Origin of the sequence: Limibacillus halophilus, assembly GCF_014191775.1 — a bacterium.
In the GTDB taxonomy this organism is placed as follows: Bacteria; Pseudomonadota; Alphaproteobacteria; order Kiloniellales; family CECT-8803; genus Limibacillus; species Limibacillus halophilus.
Genome location: NZ_JACHXA010000005.1, coordinates 133,979 through 153,911, shown reverse-complemented (window position 1 = coordinate 153,911; position 19,933 = coordinate 133,979). Strand labels below are relative to the sequence as shown.

The window sequence follows — 19,933 nt, the reverse complement described above, 5'->3', positions numbered from 1 at the left end:
GGGGCTCCTATAATGCGGCTTATGAGCGATCTCTTCCAGAATCTAGCCCATAAAGACGATGGCTATAGCGCCAAGGACATTGAAGTTCTTGAGGGTTTGGAGCCAGTACGCCGTCGTCCGGGTATGTACATTGGCGGCACCGACGAGCGGGCCCTTCACCATCTTGCAGCCGAAGTTCTGGACAATGCCATGGACGAAGCAGTTGCGGGCCATGCGAGCCGGATCGAGCTGGAAATGTCCGAAGACGGCTGTGTGACGGTACGTGACAACGGACGCGGCATTCCAGTCGACCCACACCCTAAATACCGTGACAAGTCAGCATTGGAAGTGATCCTCACGACACTCCACTCAGGCGGGAAATTCGGTGGGAAGGCTTATGCTACTTCAGGTGGTCTTCACGGTGTCGGCTTATCAGTTGTCAATGCACTAGCCGACCGCTTGGTCGTCGAGGTCGCGCGCGATCGGAAACTCTGGCGACAATCTTACAGTCAAGGGCATCCGGTTAGCGCGTTGGAGGACTGCGGCCCGGTTCATAACCGGCGTGGGACGACCGTGACATTCCACGCGGACCCGGAGATTTTTGGCCCCACTGCGCGTTTCAAGCCGGCAACACTCTATCGTATGACCCGATCAAAGGCCTACCTGTTCAAGGGTGTCGAGATTCGTTGGGCATGCGCACCGGGGTTGTTGCTGGGAGACGACAGCACGCCACCGAATGACATCCTCCATTTTCCCGATGGTTTGAGAGATTTCCTGCAAGCGTCCCTGGGCCAGCGTCGAAACCTGTCACCAAATGTGTTGGCAGGTGAAGCGGCCTTCCCTGAAGACAAGGGGCGCGCAGAATGGGCAATGAGTTGGCCTGCTGACGAGAACGCTTTTCTAAACTCCTACTGCAACACCATCCCGACGCCTGAAGGAGGCAGCCACGAACAGGGGTTCCGCCAGGCGGTGTTGCGCGCCTTCAAGGCGTATGGCGAGATGATCGGCGTCAAGAAGGCGCAGCAGATCACCGCGGACGATGTTTTCGGTGGCGCGATGTCCCTGCTCTCGGTTTTTATCCGCGAGCCGCAGTTTCAAGGGCAAACCAAGGAAAAACTCGCGTCCCCGGAAGCCACGCGATTGGTGGAAACCGTTGTAAAGGATCACGTCGATCACTGGCTGTCGGGCGACCCCGAGCAGTCCCGCTTGGTGCTGGAGCGCATCATCGAACGTGCCGAGGACCGGTTGCGCCGCCGCCAGGAAAAAGAACTTAACCGCAAAACCGCAACCAGCCGAAAGCTGCGTTTGCCCGGAAAGCTGGCCGATTGTTCACGCAGCCGCGCTGAAGGTACCGAGATTTTTCTTGTCGAAGGCGATTCCGCGGGCGGATCTGCAAAACAGGCGCGCAGCCGTGATGTGCAAGCCATTCTGCCACTGCGCGGTAAGATTTTGAACGTCGCCAGCGCAACCAGCGACAAGCTGAAGCAGAACCAGGAACTGAACGACTTGGTACAAGCCCTTGGCTGCGGAACCCGAGGTTCCTTCGACAAGGATAAACTGCGCTATGAGCGTGTCATTATCATGACTGATGCCGACGTGGACGGCGCACATATCGCATCCTTGTTGATGACCTTCTTCTATAGGGAAATGCCTGGAATCATTGATGCAGGACGGCTTTATCTGGCTCAGCCCCCACTCTACCGACTGACGCAAGGCAGTAAGAGTTTCTACGCCCGCGACGACCTCCATAAAGAAGAACTCATTGAGCGGGAATTCAAAGGTAAGGGAAAGGTCGAGATCAGTCGATTCAAAGGATTGGGCGAAATGCCGCCCAAGCAATTGAAGGAAACAACAATGGACCCCGCCACGCGGACGCTCTTGCGTGTGACGGTTGTCGAACCGGATGATGTCGACCCGATCGGTGAACAGCGCCGGGCCGGAGATATCGTCGAGCAGTTGATGGGGCGCAAACCAGAGTTGCGATTTGCCTTCATACAAGAGCATGCGCGCTTCGTTGAAGAGCTCGACATCTGATCAACATGACGGTGCAGCGATTGGCGGGGTCTGCTAAAATCCGCCTCATGAGACAAATCCTGGAGCATATAATCGTCATGACCGCTCGTAGGAACCGGCTGGTTAAGGCGCGGGCGACTGGCCTGCTGGCCGGTGTATTGCTGACAATGCTGGCCGGCTGTACAGCGCCAGCCGGTAGCGGATGGGTGATCTATAATCATCGATTGGACGCCTACAACCCGGAAGCCCGGAACTATGCAGCAAGCCGCGGCGGCATGCTGCTGGAGCTCCCAAACAACCCCTTTGCTGCGTCGGACCAGGAGTTAGGAACCGTAATCGCCGATATGCTCTATGGCGCCCCCTCGGGCCAGGACTTTCCCTTCTTTACCGAGGCTGAGAAGCCCGACGGCTACGCATCCCCTTACCGACTTGTCGTTTTGCTGGATGCGACGCCAGGTGCAAAGAGCGAGATCGTTTGTAGAGAGCCCGGCCAGCCAGTCGCAACCGATCCCCTGCAAATGCGTGTGCTGATGGCACTTTGTATTGGAGATCGACTGATGAGTACCGCCAGTGGCGCAGTGGCACGCCCGGACAGGCCACGATCATTGCCGCTGTCAAATCTCTTGCGACGGATGGCCTATGTGATCATGCCGCACTACGACCCGAATCAAGACGATTCCCGCCGGGCTAACTGGCTAGACTAACGTAGCAACCAACACCTGAGTGCAGCCGTCACGTCAGCGGGTCGCTCCAAACTGGAGAGGTGTCCGCAACCGCCCAGAACCACCAGATCGGCATCCATAATCGCCGCCGCCATTTCCTCGTGCCGGTCAGGCGGTGTCAAAACGTCATCGCGCCCACAGAGCACCAGCGTCGGCACCTTGATTCCCGCCAATTCTTGCAAGCTGTCAGGCCGCGTCATGATGGCCTTTTGCTGATTAAGAAACCCATCGCGCCCTATGCGTCCGGCCATCCCCAAAATGACAGACTTCAGTTCGTCATTTTCGAGAAACCGCTCAGCGATCAGCATCGGTAGGAGCCGCGGCGTCACACCTTTGAAGTTGCCTTTTTCCGCAAGTTGTATCAGCCCACGACGGCGACGTGTTTGTTCGGCGCTGTCTGCGCGTGCGGTTGTGTCCAGCAACGCCAACCGCTGAACACGCTCTGGCGCACGGCGCATAATCTCAAGTGCGACATAACCGCCCATGGAAAGCCCGGCCAAACAGAAAGTGCCCGGCATCTGATCGAGAACCGTGGCCGCCATTTCGCCAACCGTCTGCTGGCTCTTGAAATCGGCCACATGACACTCAGCAATATCCGAAAGCCCTTCGATCTGCGGCCTCCAAAGCTCAGCATCGCAAAGGAGGCCTGGCAACAATGCCAGTTGCATGGGCTCTGCAGTCATCTCTTCCATCCTTTTACCTTGTATCGCGTTCATTCGGTCAGCTCGCATAGTCCACACTGATGGGGTTGAAGCAACAGTCACTGACGTTTGATTTCCCTTTAACAAGGGTTTAATTGACTTTAGCGGCTTTGTTCTTATATTAGCGGCCAGTTGAGGCAGAAATTTTTTCGCCTTTTGAACTGAGTTAAGAAAATCAATCCAGTAAAAGAGAGTTCATGAGTTTTAATGACCTTGGCTTGAGCCACGAACTGGTTCAAGCCGTGGGTGAGCTTGGCTATGACAAGCCTACCCCGATTCAGGAAAAAGCCATTCCCTACGTGCTGATGGGACGTGATGTCCTCGGCTGCGCCCAAACAGGCACGGGAAAAACGGCATCCTTCACCCTTCCAATGATCGATATTCTCGCTTCCGGCCGCGCAAAGGCAAGGATGCCGCGCTCGCTCATTCTTGAGCCGACGCGCGAGCTTGCCGCCCAGGTTGGCGAAAGCTTTGAGAAATACGGCAGTCATCACAAGCTTTCCATGGCGCTGCTGATTGGTGGCGAGTCCATGGCTCAGCAGGAAAAGAAACTCGACCGAGGCGTCGACGTCTTGATAGCCACGCCAGGTCGTCTGATCGACCTATTCGAGCGCGGCAAGATCATTATGGCCGACGCACGCATCCTGGTTATCGACGAAGCTGATCGCATGCTGGATATGGGCTTCATTCCCGACGTCGAGAAGATTGTGGCCCGCCTGCCCTTCCCGCACCAGACGCTGTTCTTCTCCGCAACGATGCCGCCGGAGATCAAGAAACTGGCAGACAAGTTCCTGTTGAACCCGAAGGAAATATCCGTCGCGCCACCCGCATCGCCCGCGGAAACGGTCGTACAGCGCCTCGTGCGCTGCCGACGCGAACCCCAGGCAAAGCGTGCTATGCTAAGGCAGTTGATTGAGCGGGAAGAAATTCAGACCGCTTTGATTTTCTGCAATCGCAAGCGTGATGTGGATATCCTGAGGCGCTCCTTGGAGCGGCATGGGTACGACGCCCAAGCGTTACACGGTGACATGGCTCAGCCCAAGCGAATGGAAACCCTGGATGATTTTCGCAAAGGGAAAATCAAATTCCTGGTGTGCTCGGACGTTGCCGCCAGAGGATTGGATATTCCGGCGGTATCTCACGTCTTTAATTTCGATGTTCCCAGCCATGCCGAAGACTATATTCACCGGATCGGGCGCACGGGTCGCGCGGGCCGCAGCGGTGCGTCCTTTACGATCGCGACATCGGAAGACGGAAAGCTGTTGGCAGCTGTCGAACGCATGTTAAAACGCAAGATCGAAGAGTTGAAGCTCGACGGCACAAGTACGGACGTAGCAAAGCCGCAACAAGCCGAGGAGGCAAACGTGGGCAGGAACATGACCGAAGCTTCCGTGGAAACCGAGGCTGAGAAACAAGCCGCTACTACGCCGCAGGAAGCCGCAGCGGAGTTGAGCACCGAAAAGTCAGCCGCAACCAAGCCCGCCCGCAGCCGTCGTCGCAAATCTACCTCTAAGGCCTCGCCCAAGGCTTCTGTAGCCGAAGATGGCACCATGCCTGAAGCAAATGTCGAAGCAAAAACAGAAGCAAAGCCAAAAACGCCTGCACGTGCTGGAAAGAAAACTGAAAGCAAACCGCAGAGCAGCAGTAAGAACCGTTCGGATCGTTACACCACGCCTTTCGGTGACGATACTCCGGCCTTCTTGCTCCGCCCCGTCCCGCTGGTTGCTTAACGGCGCTGCACATTCGATCCGGCCGTTCTAGACGTGCCGGATCGCGATCTTCCCAACGAAATCCTTTTTAAGGAAGGCTGTCTGCGCAGCCTGAAGTTCCTTGAGTGGAAACTCCCTGGCGATTAGCGGCCTTAGTTCGCCGCGTTCGATGTAACTGATGACGTCGGGCAGTATCCGATCCGGCTGGAGCGTTGATCCAAAGAGGCTCAAGTCTCGGAGATAAAGCGTGCGTACATCCAACTCCACCAGCGGACCGGCAATCGCCCCCGATGCAACATAACGGCCGCCGCGCCGTAGTGCGGTAATCATATCCGGCCAGCGCGGGCCCGCGGTCAGATCGACAACAGCGTCGAAGAAGTCCTTAGGGAGTGGATCGTCTCGCCCGACGATTTCATCGGCACCGATGTCGCCCAATGCTTTGGCTTTCGATGGGTTGATCATAGCCGCAACATGCGCACCTCGTCGTTTTGCCAGCTGCACCGCAGCGGAGCCGACTCCTCCGGATGCGCCCGTTATCAAAACGCGCTCCGCGCCCAACGCGATACGCTGCAGCATCCCCTCCGCCGTGGAGTAGGCACAAGGGATCGAGGCCAGTTCCTCGTCGGTCCAGTCACAGTTAACCGGTAAAGCATCGAAGGAAGATACCTTGGTGTACTGAGCAAACGCACCGTCGCTCTCCGAACCGAGTGTCCTGCATTGCAGTTCACCACTCTCCGTCTTGACCGTCTGCATCGCGCGCAACAGCACGCGCTCACCGATCCTGCTCTCGGGAACATCTCTTCCAACAGCCACAATTCGACCGCAGCAGTCGGCGCCCTGGATGCGTGGGAAAACCAAGGGCTCCCCTGACCAAGCGCCATCGGCCTCGGCGGCCTCGGCGACCTGCTTTGACGCAGAAGCCGTATCGCCACGCACCGACTTCGAATACCAGGCAATACGCGTGTTGATGTCGGTATTGTTAACCGACGAGGCGAGCACCTCGACCAGCACTTCATTGTGCTCTGGTTTTGGCACCGGAATGTTATCGCGCCACTGAAGTTTATCGAGGCCGCCATGGCCTGTTAGAAGCATACCGCTCATTAGTTCGGGAAGTTTCATCACGTAATCCCTAATGTTTGAACCATTGGAACCTTACGGATTTTATAGTCGACTAAGCAAAGATGATCCTTTGATGCTCCGCTTTCCTCTTTGGCCCGGACTGCCTATGCGATAGGATTTCGCGCTTTCGGGCATGACAAACAACCGCAGGGGAGGCTAGAGGTCCCATGAAATTTGGTTTGAAGAGCATAGCTGTATCGGCAGCCATCGTATTGAGTTGGGGTGCCGCCACAGTTGCAACGGCAAAGGCAGAGGCCGTCAAGATAGGCATGATCACCACGCTCTCGGGCGGTGGCAGCGCATTGGGTATCGACATTCGCGACGGCTTCCAGTTGGCGGTTGATCAAGAGGGCGGCAAGCTAGGAGGCGCGGAGATCGAGCTGATTATTGAAGACGACGCCCGTGAGCCGGACCGCGCAACGGAGATTGCTTCGCGAATGGTCGATCGCGATCAGGTCGACATCATGACTGGCCTTGTTTGGTCCAACTTAGCCATCGCCATTGTCCCCAAGGTGGTACGCGACGACATTATCTACATCAGCCCGAATGCAGGCCCCTCGCTGCTTGCTGGCGCCGGGTGCAATGCAAATTACTTCAACGTTGCCTGGCAAAATGACAATCTGCATGAGGCCATCGGCCAGTATCTCCAGGACCGTGGCGTCGGCAGCGCCTTTATCCTGGCGCCGAATTACCCTGCTGGCCAAGATGCTCTTACAGGCTTCAAGCGCTACTACAAAGGCGACATCAAAGGCGAACTCTATACGAAGCTTGGTCAGACCGACTACGCCGCCGAGATCGCGCAAGTTCGCGATGCTTCCCCCGACGCCGTGTTTTTCTTCCTGCCCGGCGGCATGGGTATCTCCTTCATCAAGCAGTATAATCAAGCCGGGTTGGATAAATCCGTCCCTCTGTATGGGCCGGCATTCTCCTTCGATCAGGCGATACTGGGCGCAGTGGGAGATGCAGCTCTAGGCGTTATCAATTCCTCGCAGTGGAACAAGGACCTGAACAACGAAGCGAATAATCGCTTTGTTGCCGATTTCCAGAAAGCCTACGGTCGCCTGCCGTCGCTTTATGCAAGCCAGGGGTATGATGCGGCCCGACTGATAGCCAGCGCTTTGTCGGCTACCGGTGGTAACGTTTCGGACAAGGACGCGCTGCGGGCAGCAATCAAAGCCGCCAATTTCGATTCCGTCCGGGGTGAATTCCGTTTTGGGAACAACAATCACCCGATACAGGATATTTACGTGCGTCGGGTGATCAAAGAAGGCGATGTTCTGACCAATGAAATCATTGGCAAAGCGTTCCACGATCATCAGGACGCCTATGCCGCAGACTGCAAGCTCTAAAGCCTTGCTATTTTAGAGGCAGGGGCGGCATTAAGGCCGCTCCTGCCTTTTCCTTTGATGGGGGCCCACAACCACAATGCTTCTTCTGCTGGAGCAAATTCTCAACGGCTTGCAGTTCGGTGTCATGCTGTTTCTTTTAGCGGCGGGACTGACCTTGGTTCTGGGCATTATGAATCTCGTCAATCTAGCGCATGGTTCGCTTTATATGGTTGGTGCCTTCGTGACGGCGGCCGTCACGAGCTGGAGCGGCTCCTTCATGATCGGTCTGGCGATCGCCTTACCCGCCACGATGCTGGTCGGCATGCTGGTCGAAGTTATCGTGCTGCGGCGGCTTTACCCCCGCCACCACCTTGACCAAGTGTTGGCTACCTTTGGTTTGATCCTGTTCTTCAACGAGTTGGTGCGAGTGCTCTGGGGGCCTCGGCCGGTGTTTTTGGATGTCCCAGAGTTTCTGAACGGGTCGGTGGAACTGCTGCCCGGCATTCCCTATCCCGCCTATCGCCTCGCGATAATCCTAGTGGGGTTGCTTGTCGCGTTATTCCTCTATTTTCTGACCCAACGCACGCGAATCGGCATGCTAATTCGCGCTGGTGCCTCCAATCGAGAAATGGTCGGTGCCTTGGGCGTCAACGTGGGGCTCTTGTACACAATCGTTTTTGGAATCGGAGCGATGCTCGCTGGCCTCGCAGGCGTCATGGCTGGACCCGTCTACTCTGTCGAAATGGGGATGGGCGAAGCTATCCTGATACAGGTTTTCGTGGTCATCGTGATTGGTGGCATCGGCTCGATCCGCGGCGCTTTGATCGGCTCAATATTGGTTGGGCTTGTCGATACCTTGGGGCGCTCGTTCTTGCCGACCGCCTTGCGTTTGATTATGGATCCCTCGCGCGCTGATGGCATGGGATCGGCGCTTTCTTCCATGTCGATTTACATGTTGATGGCATTGGTGCTCTTCGTAAAACCGCAGGGGCTGTTCCGCGCGCATGGTTGACCGCAAGTACGCCACACTCCTCCTCCTCTTCTTCCTGGTTCTGCCTTTCGTTGCAGAGGCATTGGGTTACGGCTATGTCACGGGAATTGCCACGCGGATACTAATCTTGGGAATTGCCGCCAGCAGCCTCAATTTCATCTTGGGTTTTGGCGGGATGGTCAGCTTTGGGCACGCGGCCTTTTTGGGCGCTGGCGCCTATATCGTTGGCATACTGAGTTACCACGCGACGCTAGGGAGCCCTATATCCCTGGGATTCATTCAATGGAGTGCGACCGAAGAAGCTCTGATCGCCTGGCCTTTGGCAATGCTCGTTTCGGGGATTCTGGCGCTGCTTATAGGTGCGATTTGCCTACGCACCAGCGGTATTTACTTCATCATGATCACGCTGGCCTTCGCGCAGATGCTCTTCTTTCTTTTCATCTCCTTTCGCGACTATGGCGGTGAGGATGGCCTGTCACTTTGGAGCCGCTCTACCTTGCCGGCGCTCGACCTCACGGATGACCGGCAATTCTACTATCTGACACTGGCGCTGACCGCCTTGGTCGTGCTGTTTCTCGGACGCGTTGTCCGTTCCCGTTTTGGAATGGTGCTCAAGGGCGCGCGCGATAACGAGCAGAGAATGCTGGCGCTCGGATTCCCGGTTTATCGCTATAAGCTCGTCGCCTTTACTCTCGCCGGTGCAATTGGTGGCCTATCCGGCGCTTTGATGGCAAACCACACGGAATTCATCAGTCCGGGCTTACTATCTTGGCACCTTTCCGGTGAATTGCTGGTTATCGTGATCCTGGGTGGCATCGGCAGTCTTCTTGGACCTATCCTCGGCGCTCTGGCCTACATCGCGCTGGAGGAAGTGCTGTCGGCTTGGACAACGCACTGGATGATATTCCTGGGGCCCTTGTTGATCTTTATCGTGTTGTTCGCACGCAGCGGCCTATGGGGTTGGATCGGCGGTAGGGAGAGCGGGCATGACTGAGGCACTGCTGCAAGCCAGGAGCCTAAGCCGCCGCTATGGAGCCATAGCAGCTTGTGACGCCGTCGACCTTGACCTGCTCCCCGGTGAGATTCACGCCGTCATTGGCCCGAACGGTGCGGGTAAGTCCACCTTGATCAACCTCCTTTCCGGGCTGCTGAAACCTGACAGCGGCACCGTCAAACTGCTGGGTCGTGATGTGACCCGTTCAAGCGCCCCGCAGCGAGCGCTGTTAGGCATGGCCCGCACGTTTCAGATAACCTCGATCTTCCCCCACTTCACTGCACAACAGAACGTGGCGTTGGCGGTGCAGGCAAGACAGGGCCATTCCTTTCGTTTCTGGCAACCCACCGTCAAGGACTACCCGCTTAACGACGAAGCGCGCGAATCGCTCCGCAAGGTTGGCCTGATAATGCGCGCGGACCAGCGTGCTTCCAGTTTGGCGCACGGAGAGCGCCGACAACTCGAGTTGGCCATGGCGCTCGCTCAAGCGCCGAAGGTACTCCTGCTGGATGAGCCCATGGCCGGCATGGGCCGTGAGGACAGCCAACGCATGATCATACTGCTGTCACGCTTACGCATGACCGCGCCAATATTGTTGATCGAGCATGATATGGACGCCGTGTTTGCGTTGGCCGACCGGATCTCGGTTCTCGCAGGCGGGCGTGTGATCGCCAATGGCACGCCGGATGCAATCCGCCAGGATTCTTTGGTTCGCGAGGCCTATCTCGGCGCTGGCCATGAGGAGATCGCCGATGCTTGAAGTGCACGGTCTTGAGGCGGCCTATAACGAAAGCCAGGTTTTGTTTGGCGTCGATCTGACAATCGGATCGGGAGAACTTGTGACACTTCTGGGCCGCAATGGTATGGGCAAAACCACGACCGTGCGCTGTATCATGGGACTGCTGAAGCCAAAAAGTGGAGTGATCAATTTCGCGGGGCGCAGTATCGCGGGCAAGGCATCCTACCGGATTGCCCGTACCGGGTTGGGCCTTGTACCGGAAGGACGGCAGATATTCCCGAACCTGACTGTGAGAGAGAACCTCATCGCCACAGCTAGATTACCGCACAGTGCCGGCGAACAGCCTGAGAGGCCCTGGACCCTGGACCGGGTCATGGCCCTCTTCCCGATATTGCGGGAACGCTCCGCCCACTGGGGCAATCAACTCTCCGGCGGCGAACAGCAGATGCTGGCCATTGCCCGAGCCCTGATGACCAATCCACGATTACTGATACTCGACGAAGCCACCGAAGGCCTGGCGCCCCTGATTCGCGATGAAATTTGGTCTACCTTGGCCGAATTGAAAGCTCAAGGTTTGGCATTGCTGGTCATCGACAAACACGTAAGCGCCCTCGCGGACATGGCCGATCACCACGTGATCCTGGAACGGGGTCGGGTTGTATGGCAGGGCAATAGCGATGATATGCGGCGCAATGCCGACCTGACGCAGAGCTACCTTGGTGTCTGAGGAGACGGCATGAATCGACAGGACTTGGAGACATTCGACCCGGAGATGCTGCGTTTGGCTCGGCAAGCGCGGGACAATGCCCATGCCCCTTACTCCGGCTTTCCGGTTGGTGCCTGCATCCGCTCATCCGACGGGCGCTATTTTGTCGGATGCAATGTCGAGAATGCCAGCTACCCGGAGGGTGCCTGCGCGGAAACCGGTGCGATATCGCAAATGGTCGCCGCAGGTGATCGCAACATAACGGCTGTCGTGATTGTCGCCCAGGGCGACCGGCTTTGCACACCTTGCGGCGGCTGCCGACAGCGGTTGCGTGAATTTGCTGGGCCGGAAACACCGGTGTTCATTTGCAGCCCAGAGGAATTGCGAAAGGCCTTTACGCTCGGCGAATTGCTGCCGCAAGCCTTTGGTCGGCAAAACGATGGGTGAAACGGCGCACAGAGTAAAATCGAAAGCGTGACACCATGGAATTCTTCCCTCAGGAAGTCATTCGCACCAAGCGCGACGGAAAAACCCTTTCCGGCAAGGAGATCACGCAATTCATCAACGCCATGGCCTCTGGAGCGCTGGAAGACTCACAAGCGGCGGCTTTCGCCATGGCTGTATATTTTCAAGGCATGAGCCGCGATGAAACCGGCGCCCTCACGCTCGCTATGGCGAACTCTGGACAGCGGCTTTTCTGGCCCGATAATGACCAGGTCACTCTCGACAAGCATTCGACCGGCGGTGTCGGCGATAAGGTAAGCTTAATTCTGGCGCCTTTGCTTGCGAGCTGTGGTGCGAGAGTTCCTATGATCGCCGGGCGTGGCCTGGGACATACCGGGGGAACGCTGGATAAACTCGATTCCATTCCAGGCTATGATACCCAACCATCTCTAGAAAAATTCCAGGCGGTGGTGGCGCAAGCCCAGTGTGCCATTGTCGGCCAAACCGCAGAATTGGCGCCGGCGGATCGGAAGCTCTATGCCATCCGGGACGTCACGGCGACGGTTGAATCCATCCCTCTTATAACAGCGTCCGTCCTTTCGAAGAAAATCGCGGCTGGGCTTGATCACCTGGTGATGGACGTCAAGGTAGGCAGCGGGGCCTTCATGAAGGACTTGGACAGTGCCAAGGCTCTTGCCACGTCTCTGGTTGAAAGTGGCAACAAGGCTGGCCTGCCTGTCCGTGCCCTGCTGACGGATATGAACGAGCCGTTGGGGTTGACGGTCGGGAACACACTTGAGGTCTTGGAAAGCATTGATTTTCTCGCCGGAAAACAGCGCGAATCACGATTGTTGGAAGTCACATTGGAACTGGGCGCGGCTGCATTGGAAATGGCCGGTCTTCATCCAGACTCGAAAATGGCCAAAACCGCTTTGCTGACGGCGTTGGATAATGGCAGTGCCGCCGAAACCTTTGGTCGCATGGTCGCAGCACTCGGCGGCCCCACAGATCTTATTGAACGGGCTGAGCAACACCTTAGGGTTGCTTCGGTCCGACGCCCCGTTACTGCTGGGGCGACCGGCTATCTTTCATCCTGCGATGCGCAGGCCTTGGGGCTTGCGGTCATGGCGCTCGGTGGTGGTCGCAAACAGCGTCAAGACAGAATCGATCACAGCGTGGGTTTTCGTAACATTCTACCGCTGGGCAGTAGGGTCGAATTCGGTCAACCCATTGCCGAGGTTGTTTCCAATGATCCGGAATCTGCTGAAATTGCCTGCGATGCCTACCGCTCCGCTATCGTCTTTGCCTCAGAGTGCCCTGCCCCATCCTCAGTGGTGATATCCCAGGTCGATTCATGAGCATCTCTAAATCGGTCGCAATGCCTGGGCCCAGATTTAGCCTCTACTATGGCGCGTTGTTCTTTGCCGCAGGAGTGCAACTTCCCTTCTGGCCTATCTGGCTCGATTCCAAGGGCCTAAGCGCAAATGAGATCGCCTTTTTCCTGGCTGCCACCACTTGGGCAAAAATTTTGGCAACACCCTTCGCCGGGACACTGGCGGATCGGTCCCGGAATCTTCGGGCACTTCTCGCCTTTTGCGCAATTGGCAGCCTGTGTTTGATCGCGACCATGGCACTCAGCCACAACTATTGGCTGCTTCTCGCATTGCAGATTCTGGGGTTTGCGCTGTTTCAACCCTTGATACCCCTGGGCGAGAGCCAGGCGATGCGGGCGGTTCGCCAAAGTGGGATGGATTACGGCCGCGCCCGTCTTTGGGGGTCTTTAACATTCATTCTGGCAGTACTGGCAACCGGACGCGCGGTCGAGACCCAGGGGCCCAATGTTATCGTCTGGGTGTTTTGTGCAGGTATCGCAGTTACCGGATTCTCTGTGCTCTTGCTGCCGTTGCGATCAGGAGCAGCCAGCATTGAGCGGCGTAGCTGGCTCTCCCTCCTCCGCCATAATGGCTTTCTTTGGCTTTTACTCGCCGGAGCGCTCTTGCAGGCGAGCCATGCTGTCTATTACGCCTTCTCCGCCATACACTGGCGGTCTGTGGGTATGAGCGAAACATTGGTGGCCGGGCTTTGGGCGGAAGGCGTAATCGCAGAAATCTTCCTGTTCTTCCTGGGCCGTCGGTTGTTAACCCATATATCCCCCCTCAGCTTTCTAGCGATCGCCGGAATTGCCGGTGTATTTCGCTGGACAGTGATGGGTTTGACCGACTCGCTGCTACCACTGGCATTTTTCCAAGTGCTTCATGCGCTGACATTCGGGGCGGCCCATCTCGGCACCATGCATCTGCTGTCCGATCTCCTCCCCGAAGACAAGGCTGCCAGCGCGCAGAGCCTCTATTCTGCTGCCGTTGGCGCAACGATGGGCCTAGCTATGCTGTTGTCCGGTACACTCTATAGCGCTTACTCAAGCGCGGCCTATTATGCCATGACATTGGTTTCGTTAATCGCGGTCCTGGTGATATGGCACCTTTGGATAAAGCTTGGTGGGCGCCTTGGCGACGCCTGACTACTTCGTACCGTATATACGATCGCCCGCATCGCCGAGCCCAGGGACGATGTAACTGTTCTCATTCAAACACTCATCGATCGAGGCTGTGAAGATCGGTACATCGGGATGCGCCGCGCGCATTTCCTTGATGCCCTCGGGGGCTGCAAGCAGACAGGCGAAGCGAATATCCTGCGCCCCGGCTTTCTTCAAACGCGTGATCGCGGCAACAGATGTATGACCAGTAGCCAGCATGGGATCGACAACGATGACCCGCCGTTCCTCAAGATGGCCCGGCACCTTGAAATAGTACTCAATCGCTTCCAGTGTCTCGTGATCGCGGTATAGGCCGATGTGTCCTACAACGGCATTGGGAACCAAGTCCAACATCCCCTCAAGCAAACCATTTCCCGCCCGCAGAATGGAGATGAGGCAGAATTTTTTGCCGTCGATTACATGCCCAATGGTTTCGCTCACAGGCGTTTCGATCGGCTGATCCGTTAAAGGTAGATCGCGTGTCAACTCGTAAGCCATTAGCAGGCTTATCTCGCGTAGCAGGGTTCGAAAGTTCGGGCTTGAGGTTTCCTTGCGCCGCATCCAGGTCAACTTGTGCTGAACAAGCGGATGATCGATGACAGTGACGCCCTGGTTCATTGGCGCTTTCCTCTTGTAAGATCGGATCGAATACCGGGGAACAAATAGCAGCCTATTGCAGGGCAGGAAAGTCCCGGAGGATATCTTGAAGCAGGTTATCAGCCGCTTGCCGCGCCACCGTGCCGGAACCCAAGTACAAGCGATTATACTGCGCGCAAGCCCAGCGGTTCCTCTTTCGGGCGGCTATGCCGTACCAAACCAGTGCTTCTACGTAATCGGCTTCGCCGCCTGCTCCCCGCTCCAGATAATCCGCTAGATTAATCTGCGCAACGACACTGCCCGCCTGGGCCGCCAAACGGTAATACCGACGCGCAGCGGAAATGTCTTTTCCTACCCCTTGCCCCCTTTCCAACAGTTCCGCCATTGCCACCAGCGCATCTCTGTCCCCAGCCAAGGCTAGAGGATTCCAAAATTGAACAGCTTGTGAATATTGGCCGGCGTCATAAGCAGCCAGGCCGTCCGAAAAATCGGCTCGACCATGATTGGGAATGACTAGGGATAAGGCCGATAAGAAGACGGCGGCAAGGAAATGAACCCTTGCCGCCGCAGAATCGCCGATACCGACAGTAAGCATCGATACGTGGCTATTTCACCCGGTATTCTTCGGGCAAGAAGAACATTGAGTCGGTGTCGGTTGCCATGTGGCAATCTGCGCAGAATTGCACATTATCCGACCCTTTGCCGCCGGTGACGCCAAAGACCGCACCATTCGGCATGATCATGGAATACCGCCAGTCGTTCGTCTCGGCAGCGAAGCCGGCGCCCATCTTCTCCATGATAAACAGCGGGCCGATACTAACCTGCCCCGCAGCTGTTACCGAGAAGCTGTCTTTAGCAAGCGTTGCACCCTCCGGCATCACGCCGGAGCTTTCGTAGGCACCGTAGGCTTTTGCCGCGGCGTTCGCGTAGTTTGTCACGTAGCGTTCACCGTGTGTGAAGGAGACGTAGGGAACCTTACTGTAAAGGCGCCATGACTGATAGGACGCCGCGATGTCGGAGCCCGACTTGCCATAGGCTTTTTGCAGTTCTTCCATCGCGCAGCCATAGACCGCCGCAGCTTCAGCATCCGTGATCTCTACGCCACCGCCTGCACAGGGATTGCAACCACCACAGGGGTTGCAAGGATTGCAGGCCGCTGCGGCACAGGGGTTGCAGGGATTGCAGGCCTTGGCCGCACAGGGATTACAGGGGTTGCAGGCCTTGGCCGCACAAGGATTACAGGGGTTACAACCTTCTGCAGCGCAGGGGCTGCAAGGATTGCAGGCCTTGGCCGCGCAAGGATTGCAGGGGTTGCAGGCCTTGGCCGCACAGGGGTTGCAGGGGTTGCAAGCTGATGCCTTTTGCAGTCGCGGCACGAAGCAAGCACTCTTCGCGCCGGCAGCGGCGCAGGGATTACAACCACCACAGGGATTGCAAGGATTGCAGGCCGCTGCGGCACAGGGGTTGCAAGGATTGCATCCCTCGGCCGCGCAAGGGCTGCAAGGATTACAGGTCTTAGCGGCACAGGGATTGCAAGGATTGCAGCCGGCTGCCTGCTGAAGCGCCCGCGGTTTTGGTTGCGCTTGAGGCAAACTCCCCTTTGCTACAGGCACTTTCGTAGCTGTCGCCGCCTGGGATGCCGTACTACCGATGACCGATCCGACTGTGATTACGCCGACACCCGCGGCCACACCAACCGCTAAGGCCAAAGGCATGACCGTCGAGTTCAAAAGTCTCGCTTTAGTGCTTCTCATGATGTCTCCCCGATTTCCACCTATTGACCAGCACAGTCAATGATCGATTATGGAAAATAATGTTCACCCATTCAGCGTAGGCGCGACCCGCAGTGGCTTGAAAATCAAGCTGCGTCACGAAGTCGTGAGAGAGTTCGCGGGTACCGCGAGGCCGCGACCAATCGGCGGCCTTCGTCTTCAATCGGATATCTACTCTCGTTACTGGGTTTCCAAATACGTGATGACATTTTCACGGTCCTGTCGCTCCTTCAGACCGCGAAAAGTCATCTTGGTTCCAGGCACGGTGCCGCGTGGATCCGCCAGGTAGGTATCGAGCGTTGCAGCATCCCAAACCACACCATATCCGGCCATCGCAGAGGAATACCGGTATCCATCCGCAGTACCGGCAGTGCGGCCAGCGACCCCAGCCAGGCTTGGCCCCACTCTGTGCTTGCCTGCGTCCGTTGTATGGCAAGCGGCACAATTACGCTTGAAGAGCTTCTCACCCGTCGCCGCGTCCCCAGCCGCGCCGGCAGAAATTGGCAGGAAAGCCGTTCCCACAAGCATGACGGCGGCAAGTGCCAATCCTTGTCCAGACATTGTGTATTGCTCCAGTTCTGTATTTTCTGCTTTGGAATGCTATGACAAATCGTCGCGCCGCCACTGTCTCTACCCTGGGTCACTTGTGCAATAGAATGGGCTGTAACCTTTGGACACGAATACGCGAGTTACCTCATCGGCATGCATCTAGAGTCCTAAAAGGAAAGAAAGATTCCATTGAATTCATACCAATTTACTCTTGATTTATGATAAGAAATCGATAAGTGAGTAATACACGACCGTATTGGTAGGAATTGAGGACAAGATGTTCCGCCTGAATCGCCTGACAGACTACGCCGTCGTGGTCATGACACAACTGGCCACGCGCGGTGATCAGACGACACTCTCTGCACAACAGTTGTCGAGGGATACAGCCGTTCCATTACCGACGGTTTCAAAGGTTCTGACATTGCTGGCAAAGGGTGGGTTGATTACGTCTCACCGCGGCGCCAGCGGCGGCTACGCCTTGACCCGGCCAGCCGTGGAGATCTCCGTTGCAGCCATCATCGAGGCCATTGAAGGGCCAATTGCCCTGACGGCTTGCGTAGATGGGTCGGCGGATTCCTGCGGCGTTGAATCGCTCTGCCCGATGCGGGGTACGTGGGACAGGGTCAATCACGCCATACAGTCGGCGTTGGACGAGGTGACGCTGCAAGAGATGACGGCATCTTTTTTTGATTTTCCGGCGGTTTCACCCGTATCGGCCCCCTTAACCAGTTCGGCAGGCAAGAGCTCTGGTCGCGCGGATTGAACAGAAGGCACTGACTTATGGCAGCGAACAGCCAAACGATTGAACAGGTACGCGCTCTCGGGGAGCAGAAGTACAAGTATGGCTTTGTCACCGATATCGAAGCGGATACGGCGCCCAAAGGCCTGAGTGAAGACATCATCCGTTTCATCTCTGCAAAAAAAGATGAGCCCGAGTGGCTGCTGGAATGGCGTCTCAAAGCCTATGCTCACTGGCTAAACATGCCCGAACCCGATTGGGCGCGTGTCGGTTTCCCGCCAATCGATTATCAGGATGCCTATTACTACTCCGCGCCCAAGAACAAGGACGACCTGCCCAAGAGCCTGGATGAAGTCGATCCGGAGCTCCTCAAGACCTACGAGAAGCTCGGCATCCCGTTGCGCGAGCAGGAAGTGCTGGCGGGCGTTGCCGTGGACGCTGTTTTCGACAGCGTGTCGGTGGCCACGACATACCGTAAGAAACTTGAGGAAGTGGGCGTTATTTTCTGTTCCATTTCGGAAGCCGTGAAAAATCATCCGGAATTAGTGCGCAAGTACCTCGGCTCTGTGGTTCCGTATGGCGACAACAAGCACGCCTGTCTGAATTCCGCTGCTTTCACGGACGGCTCCTTCGTTTTCATCCCCAAGGGCGTTCGTTGCCCGATGGAACTTTCCACCTACTTCCGGATCAACGCCGCAAACACGGGGCAATTCGAACGGACCTTGATCATCGCGGACGCTGGTTCCTATGTGAGCTACCTTGAGGGCTGCACCGCACCGATGCGCGACGAAAACCAATTGCATGCTGCCGTCGTGGAGCTGGTCGCGCTCGACGATGCCGAGATCAAGTATTCGACGGTCCAGAACTGGTACCCCGGCGACGAGAATGGTGTCGGCGGAATCTACAATTTTGTCACCAAGCGCGGTGCTTGCAGGGGCCGAAATTCGAAGATCTCCTGGACGCAGGTGGAAACCGGATCGGCCATCACCTGGAAATACCCGAGCTGTATTCTCCAGGGCGACAACTCAGTCGGCGAGTTTTATTCGATCGCCATCACCAACAACATGCAGCAGGCCGACACCGGCACAAAAATGATCCATTTGGGCAAGAACACCCGGTCTCGCATTATCTCGAAGGGCATCTCGGCCGGACGATCAAACCAAACCTATCGCGGCTTGGTCCGGATGAGTGCTAAGGCAGAAGGCGCGCGCAACCATACGCAGTGCGATTCGCTGTTGATCGGCGATCAATGCGGCGCGCACACCACACCTTATATCGAGAGCAAGAACCCAACCGCACAGATCGAACACGAAGCTACGACCTCACGGATCAGCGAAGATCAGCTCTTTTACTGCCGGCAACGGGGTCTATCCGCGGAGGACGCCGTGGCGCTGGTCGTCAATGGCTTCTGTCGGGAGGTGCTGCAGCAACTCCCGATGGAGTTTGCCGTTGAAGCGCAAAAGCTCGTCGGGATCAGTCTCGAAGGTAGCGTTGGTTAATAAGTTAGGTTAGGGAAATCTATCAAATGCTTGAAATAAAGAATCTTCATGCCAGCGTTGACGGGAAAGAAATCCTGAAAGGCATAGACTTGACGATCGCGGCCGGTGAGGTCAATGCGATCATGGGGCCGAATGGCTCAGGCAAGTCCACGCTGTCATACATTCTGACAGGACGTGAAGGCTATGAGGTAACCGAAGGAGAGGTTCTGTTCAACGGTGCCAACCTTCTGAAAATGGAGCCCGAGGAGCGCGCCGCCGCCGGTGTTTTCCTGGCTTTCCAATACCCGGTCGAAATTCCCGGAGTGCTCAATTCGACGTTCCTTAAGGAAGCCGTCAATGCGGTGCGCCGTGCGCGTGGTGACGGCGAAATGGACGCCATGCAGTTTCTCAAGATTCTGCGCGCCAAGTGCAAGGAGCTTCATATGTCAGACGACATGCTCAAGCGTGCCGTCAACTCTGGGTTTTCCGGCGGCGAGAAGAAGCGGAACGAGGTTCTGCAGATGGCGATGCTCGAACCCAACCTTGCCATTCTCGATGAAACCGACAGCGGGCTGGATATCGACGCATTGAAAACCGTCGCAGAGGGCGTCAACGCTCTGCGTAGCCCGGAGCGTTCGTTCCTGATCATCACTCACTATCAGCGGTTGCTGGATTACATCGTGCCGGACCGTGTACATGTGCTGGCCCAAGGCCGCATCGTTCGCTCCGGCGACAAAGAACTGGCCAAGGAGCTGGAGGCCAGCGGTTACGCGGAGTTTAAGCAGAGCGCTGCTTGAAAGTTGATCGATAGAGGTTTGAA

The 19,933-nt window shown here is 56.6% G+C and carries 21 protein-coding genes; 15 read left to right on the top strand and 6 right to left on the bottom strand.

The genetic code is table 11. The features are described 5' to 3' along the window. Positions 1-21 precede the first annotated feature (21 nt). Both parE and FHR98_RS10485 read left to right on the top strand, forming a co-directional pair. Complete coding sequence (gene parE / locus FHR98_RS10490; RefSeq protein ID WP_183416643.1) at positions 22-2,013, top strand: DNA topoisomerase IV subunit B; 1,992 nt, start codon at positions 22-24, stop codon at positions 2,011-2,013. Positions 2,014-2,090: 77 nt separating this feature from the next. Beyond that, complete coding sequence (locus tag FHR98_RS10485; RefSeq protein WP_183416642.1) at positions 2,091-2,696, top strand: hypothetical protein; 606 nt, start codon at positions 2,091-2,093, stop codon at positions 2,694-2,696. On the opposite strand, the gene FHR98_RS10480 is transcribed toward FHR98_RS10485, so the two are convergent. Further along, positions 2,693-3,397: an alpha/beta fold hydrolase gene (locus FHR98_RS10480; protein WP_183416641.1), complete on the bottom strand. Its 705-nt coding sequence runs from the start codon at positions 3,395-3,397 to the stop codon at positions 2,693-2,695. The two genes, FHR98_RS10485 and FHR98_RS10480, sit on opposite strands and share 4 nt — an antisense overlap. Positions 3,398-3,612: 215 nt before the next feature. On the opposite strand from FHR98_RS10480, the gene FHR98_RS10475 reads away from it, so the two are divergent. After that, on the top strand, positions 3,613-5,145 hold the full coding sequence (locus FHR98_RS10475; RefSeq protein WP_183416640.1) for a DEAD/DEAH box helicase: 1,533 nt from the start codon (positions 3,613-3,615) through the stop codon (positions 5,143-5,145). Positions 5,146-5,172: 27 nt separating this feature from the next. On the opposite strand, the gene FHR98_RS10470 is transcribed toward FHR98_RS10475, so the two are convergent. Then, complete coding sequence (locus FHR98_RS10470; RefSeq protein ID WP_183416639.1) at positions 5,173-6,243, bottom strand: alcohol dehydrogenase family protein; 1,071 nt, start codon at positions 6,241-6,243, stop codon at positions 5,173-5,175. A 167-nt stretch (positions 6,244-6,410) separates the two neighbouring features. Here FHR98_RS10470 and FHR98_RS10465 point away from each other — a divergent pair, with 167 nt between their 5' ends. From FHR98_RS10465 to FHR98_RS10430, 8 genes are all read left to right on the top strand, one after another. Then, positions 6,411-7,592: an ABC transporter substrate-binding protein gene (locus tag FHR98_RS10465; protein WP_183416638.1), complete on the top strand. Its 1,182-nt coding sequence runs from the start codon at positions 6,411-6,413 to the stop codon at positions 7,590-7,592. 76 nt (positions 7,593-7,668) lie between these two features. Continuing rightward, positions 7,669-8,583 carry a branched-chain amino acid ABC transporter permease gene (locus tag FHR98_RS10460; RefSeq protein ID WP_183416637.1) on the top strand — a complete coding sequence of 305 codons (915 nt, stop codon included), beginning with the start codon at positions 7,669-7,671 and terminating at the stop codon, positions 8,581-8,583. Next, a complete protein-coding gene (locus FHR98_RS10455; RefSeq protein ID WP_183416636.1) occupies positions 8,576-9,556 on the top strand; it encodes a branched-chain amino acid ABC transporter permease in 981 nt (326 codons plus the stop codon). The genes FHR98_RS10460 and FHR98_RS10455 overlap by 8 nt, the downstream gene beginning before the upstream one ends. Further along, on the top strand, positions 9,549-10,316 hold the full coding sequence (locus tag FHR98_RS10450; protein ID WP_183416635.1) for an ABC transporter ATP-binding protein: 768 nt from the start codon (positions 9,549-9,551) through the stop codon (positions 10,314-10,316). Before FHR98_RS10455 ends, FHR98_RS10450 begins: the two co-directional genes overlap by 8 nt. Further along, the gene (locus FHR98_RS10445; protein WP_183416634.1) at positions 10,309-11,022 is read left to right on the top strand and encodes an ABC transporter ATP-binding protein; all 714 of its coding nucleotides are present in this window, start codon (positions 10,309-10,311) and stop codon (positions 11,020-11,022) included. Before FHR98_RS10450 ends, FHR98_RS10445 begins: the two co-directional genes overlap by 8 nt. A 9-nt stretch (positions 11,023-11,031) precedes the next feature. Continuing rightward, positions 11,032-11,448, top strand: a complete 417-nt coding sequence (gene cdd, locus FHR98_RS10440) for a cytidine deaminase (RefSeq protein ID WP_183416633.1) — start codon at positions 11,032-11,034, stop codon at positions 11,446-11,448. Between the two features lie 35 nt (positions 11,449-11,483). Continuing rightward, positions 11,484-12,803 carry a thymidine phosphorylase gene (gene deoA, locus FHR98_RS10435; protein ID WP_183416632.1) on the top strand — a complete coding sequence of 440 codons (1,320 nt, stop codon included), beginning with the start codon at positions 11,484-11,486 and terminating at the stop codon, positions 12,801-12,803. Then, positions 12,800-13,963 carry an MFS transporter gene (locus FHR98_RS10430; protein WP_183416631.1) on the top strand — a complete coding sequence of 388 codons (1,164 nt, stop codon included), beginning with the start codon at positions 12,800-12,802 and terminating at the stop codon, positions 13,961-13,963. Before deoA ends, FHR98_RS10430 begins: the two co-directional genes overlap by 4 nt. Here the strand turns inward: FHR98_RS10430 and upp are convergent, their stop codons facing one another. The 3 genes from upp to FHR98_RS10415 all read right to left on the bottom strand — a co-directional run bounded on the left by upp (position 13,964) and on the right by FHR98_RS10415 (position 15,630). Beyond that, positions 13,964-14,596, bottom strand: coding sequence for a uracil phosphoribosyltransferase (gene upp, locus FHR98_RS10425; protein ID WP_183416630.1), 633 nt, complete (start codon positions 14,594-14,596; stop codon positions 13,964-13,966). A gap of 52 nt (positions 14,597-14,648) precedes the next feature. Continuing rightward, positions 14,649-14,990 (bottom strand): tetratricopeptide repeat protein, encoded by a 342-nt coding sequence (locus FHR98_RS10420; protein WP_183416629.1) that lies wholly within the window; start codon positions 14,988-14,990, stop codon positions 14,649-14,651. 190 nt (positions 14,991-15,180) lie between these two features. Beyond that, positions 15,181-15,630 (bottom strand): cytochrome P460 family protein, encoded by a 450-nt coding sequence (locus FHR98_RS10415; protein ID WP_183416628.1) that lies wholly within the window; start codon positions 15,628-15,630, stop codon positions 15,181-15,183. Between the two features lie 34 nt (positions 15,631-15,664). On the opposite strand from FHR98_RS10415, the gene FHR98_RS10410 reads away from it, so the two are divergent. Continuing rightward, a complete protein-coding gene (locus FHR98_RS10410; RefSeq protein ID WP_183416627.1) occupies positions 15,665-16,135 on the top strand; it encodes a hypothetical protein in 471 nt (156 codons plus the stop codon). Between the two features lie 392 nt (positions 16,136-16,527). On the opposite strand, the gene FHR98_RS10405 is transcribed toward FHR98_RS10410, so the two are convergent. After that, a complete protein-coding gene (locus FHR98_RS10405; protein WP_183416626.1) occupies positions 16,528-16,908 on the bottom strand; it encodes a c-type cytochrome in 381 nt (126 codons plus the stop codon). Between the two features lie 265 nt (positions 16,909-17,173). Here FHR98_RS10405 and FHR98_RS10400 point away from each other — a divergent pair, with 265 nt between their 5' ends. The 3 genes from FHR98_RS10400 to sufC are packed head-to-tail and all read left to right on the top strand — an operon-like array spanning position 17,174 to position 19,910. After that, positions 17,174-17,659, top strand: coding sequence for an SUF system Fe-S cluster assembly regulator (locus FHR98_RS10400; protein ID WP_183416625.1), 486 nt, complete (start codon positions 17,174-17,176; stop codon positions 17,657-17,659). A 17-nt stretch (positions 17,660-17,676) separates the two neighbouring features. Beyond that, complete coding sequence (sufB, locus tag FHR98_RS10395; RefSeq protein WP_183416624.1) at positions 17,677-19,134, top strand: Fe-S cluster assembly protein SufB; 1,458 nt, start codon at positions 17,677-17,679, stop codon at positions 19,132-19,134. 26 nt (positions 19,135-19,160) lie between these two features. Then, positions 19,161-19,910 carry a Fe-S cluster assembly ATPase SufC gene (gene sufC, locus FHR98_RS10390; protein ID WP_183416623.1) on the top strand — a complete coding sequence of 250 codons (750 nt, stop codon included), beginning with the start codon at positions 19,161-19,163 and terminating at the stop codon, positions 19,908-19,910. Positions 19,911-19,933 lie beyond the last annotated feature (23 nt).

Coding starts and splice junctions, on each gene's coding strand:
- parE (WP_183416643.1), top strand. CDS start 22: ATGAGCGATCTCTTCCAGAATCTAGCCCATAAAGACGATGGCTATAGC.
- FHR98_RS10485 (WP_183416642.1), top strand. CDS start 2,091: ATGACCGCTCGTAGGAACCGGCTGGTTAAGGCGCGGGCGACTGGCCTG.
- FHR98_RS10480 (WP_183416641.1), bottom strand. CDS start 3,397: ATGACTGCAGAGCCCATGCAACTGGCATTGTTGCCAGGCCTCCTTTGC.
- FHR98_RS10475 (WP_183416640.1), top strand. CDS start 3,613: ATGAGTTTTAATGACCTTGGCTTGAGCCACGAACTGGTTCAAGCCGTG.
- FHR98_RS10470 (WP_183416639.1), bottom strand. CDS start 6,243: ATGAAACTTCCCGAACTAATGAGCGGTATGCTTCTAACAGGCCATGGC.
- FHR98_RS10465 (WP_183416638.1), top strand. CDS start 6,411: ATGAAATTTGGTTTGAAGAGCATAGCTGTATCGGCAGCCATCGTATTG.
- FHR98_RS10460 (WP_183416637.1), top strand. CDS start 7,669: ATGCTTCTTCTGCTGGAGCAAATTCTCAACGGCTTGCAGTTCGGTGTC.
- FHR98_RS10455 (WP_183416636.1), top strand. CDS start 8,576: ATGGTTGACCGCAAGTACGCCACACTCCTCCTCCTCTTCTTCCTGGTT.
- FHR98_RS10450 (WP_183416635.1), top strand. CDS start 9,549: ATGACTGAGGCACTGCTGCAAGCCAGGAGCCTAAGCCGCCGCTATGGA.
- FHR98_RS10445 (WP_183416634.1), top strand. CDS start 10,309: ATGCTTGAAGTGCACGGTCTTGAGGCGGCCTATAACGAAAGCCAGGTT.
- cdd (WP_183416633.1), top strand. CDS start 11,032: ATGAATCGACAGGACTTGGAGACATTCGACCCGGAGATGCTGCGTTTG.
- deoA (WP_183416632.1), top strand. CDS start 11,484: ATGGAATTCTTCCCTCAGGAAGTCATTCGCACCAAGCGCGACGGAAAA.
- FHR98_RS10430 (WP_183416631.1), top strand. CDS start 12,800: ATGAGCATCTCTAAATCGGTCGCAATGCCTGGGCCCAGATTTAGCCTC.
- upp (WP_183416630.1), bottom strand. CDS start 14,596: ATGAACCAGGGCGTCACTGTCATCGATCATCCGCTTGTTCAGCACAAG.
- FHR98_RS10415 (WP_183416628.1), bottom strand. CDS start 15,630: ATGGAAGAACTGCAAAAAGCCTATGGCAAGTCGGGCTCCGACATCGCG.
- FHR98_RS10405 (WP_183416626.1), bottom strand. CDS start 16,908: ATGTCTGGACAAGGATTGGCACTTGCCGCCGTCATGCTTGTGGGAACG.
- FHR98_RS10400 (WP_183416625.1), top strand. CDS start 17,174: ATGTTCCGCCTGAATCGCCTGACAGACTACGCCGTCGTGGTCATGACA.
- sufB (WP_183416624.1), top strand. CDS start 17,677: ATGGCAGCGAACAGCCAAACGATTGAACAGGTACGCGCTCTCGGGGAG.
- sufC (WP_183416623.1), top strand. CDS start 19,161: ATGCTTGAAATAAAGAATCTTCATGCCAGCGTTGACGGGAAAGAAATC.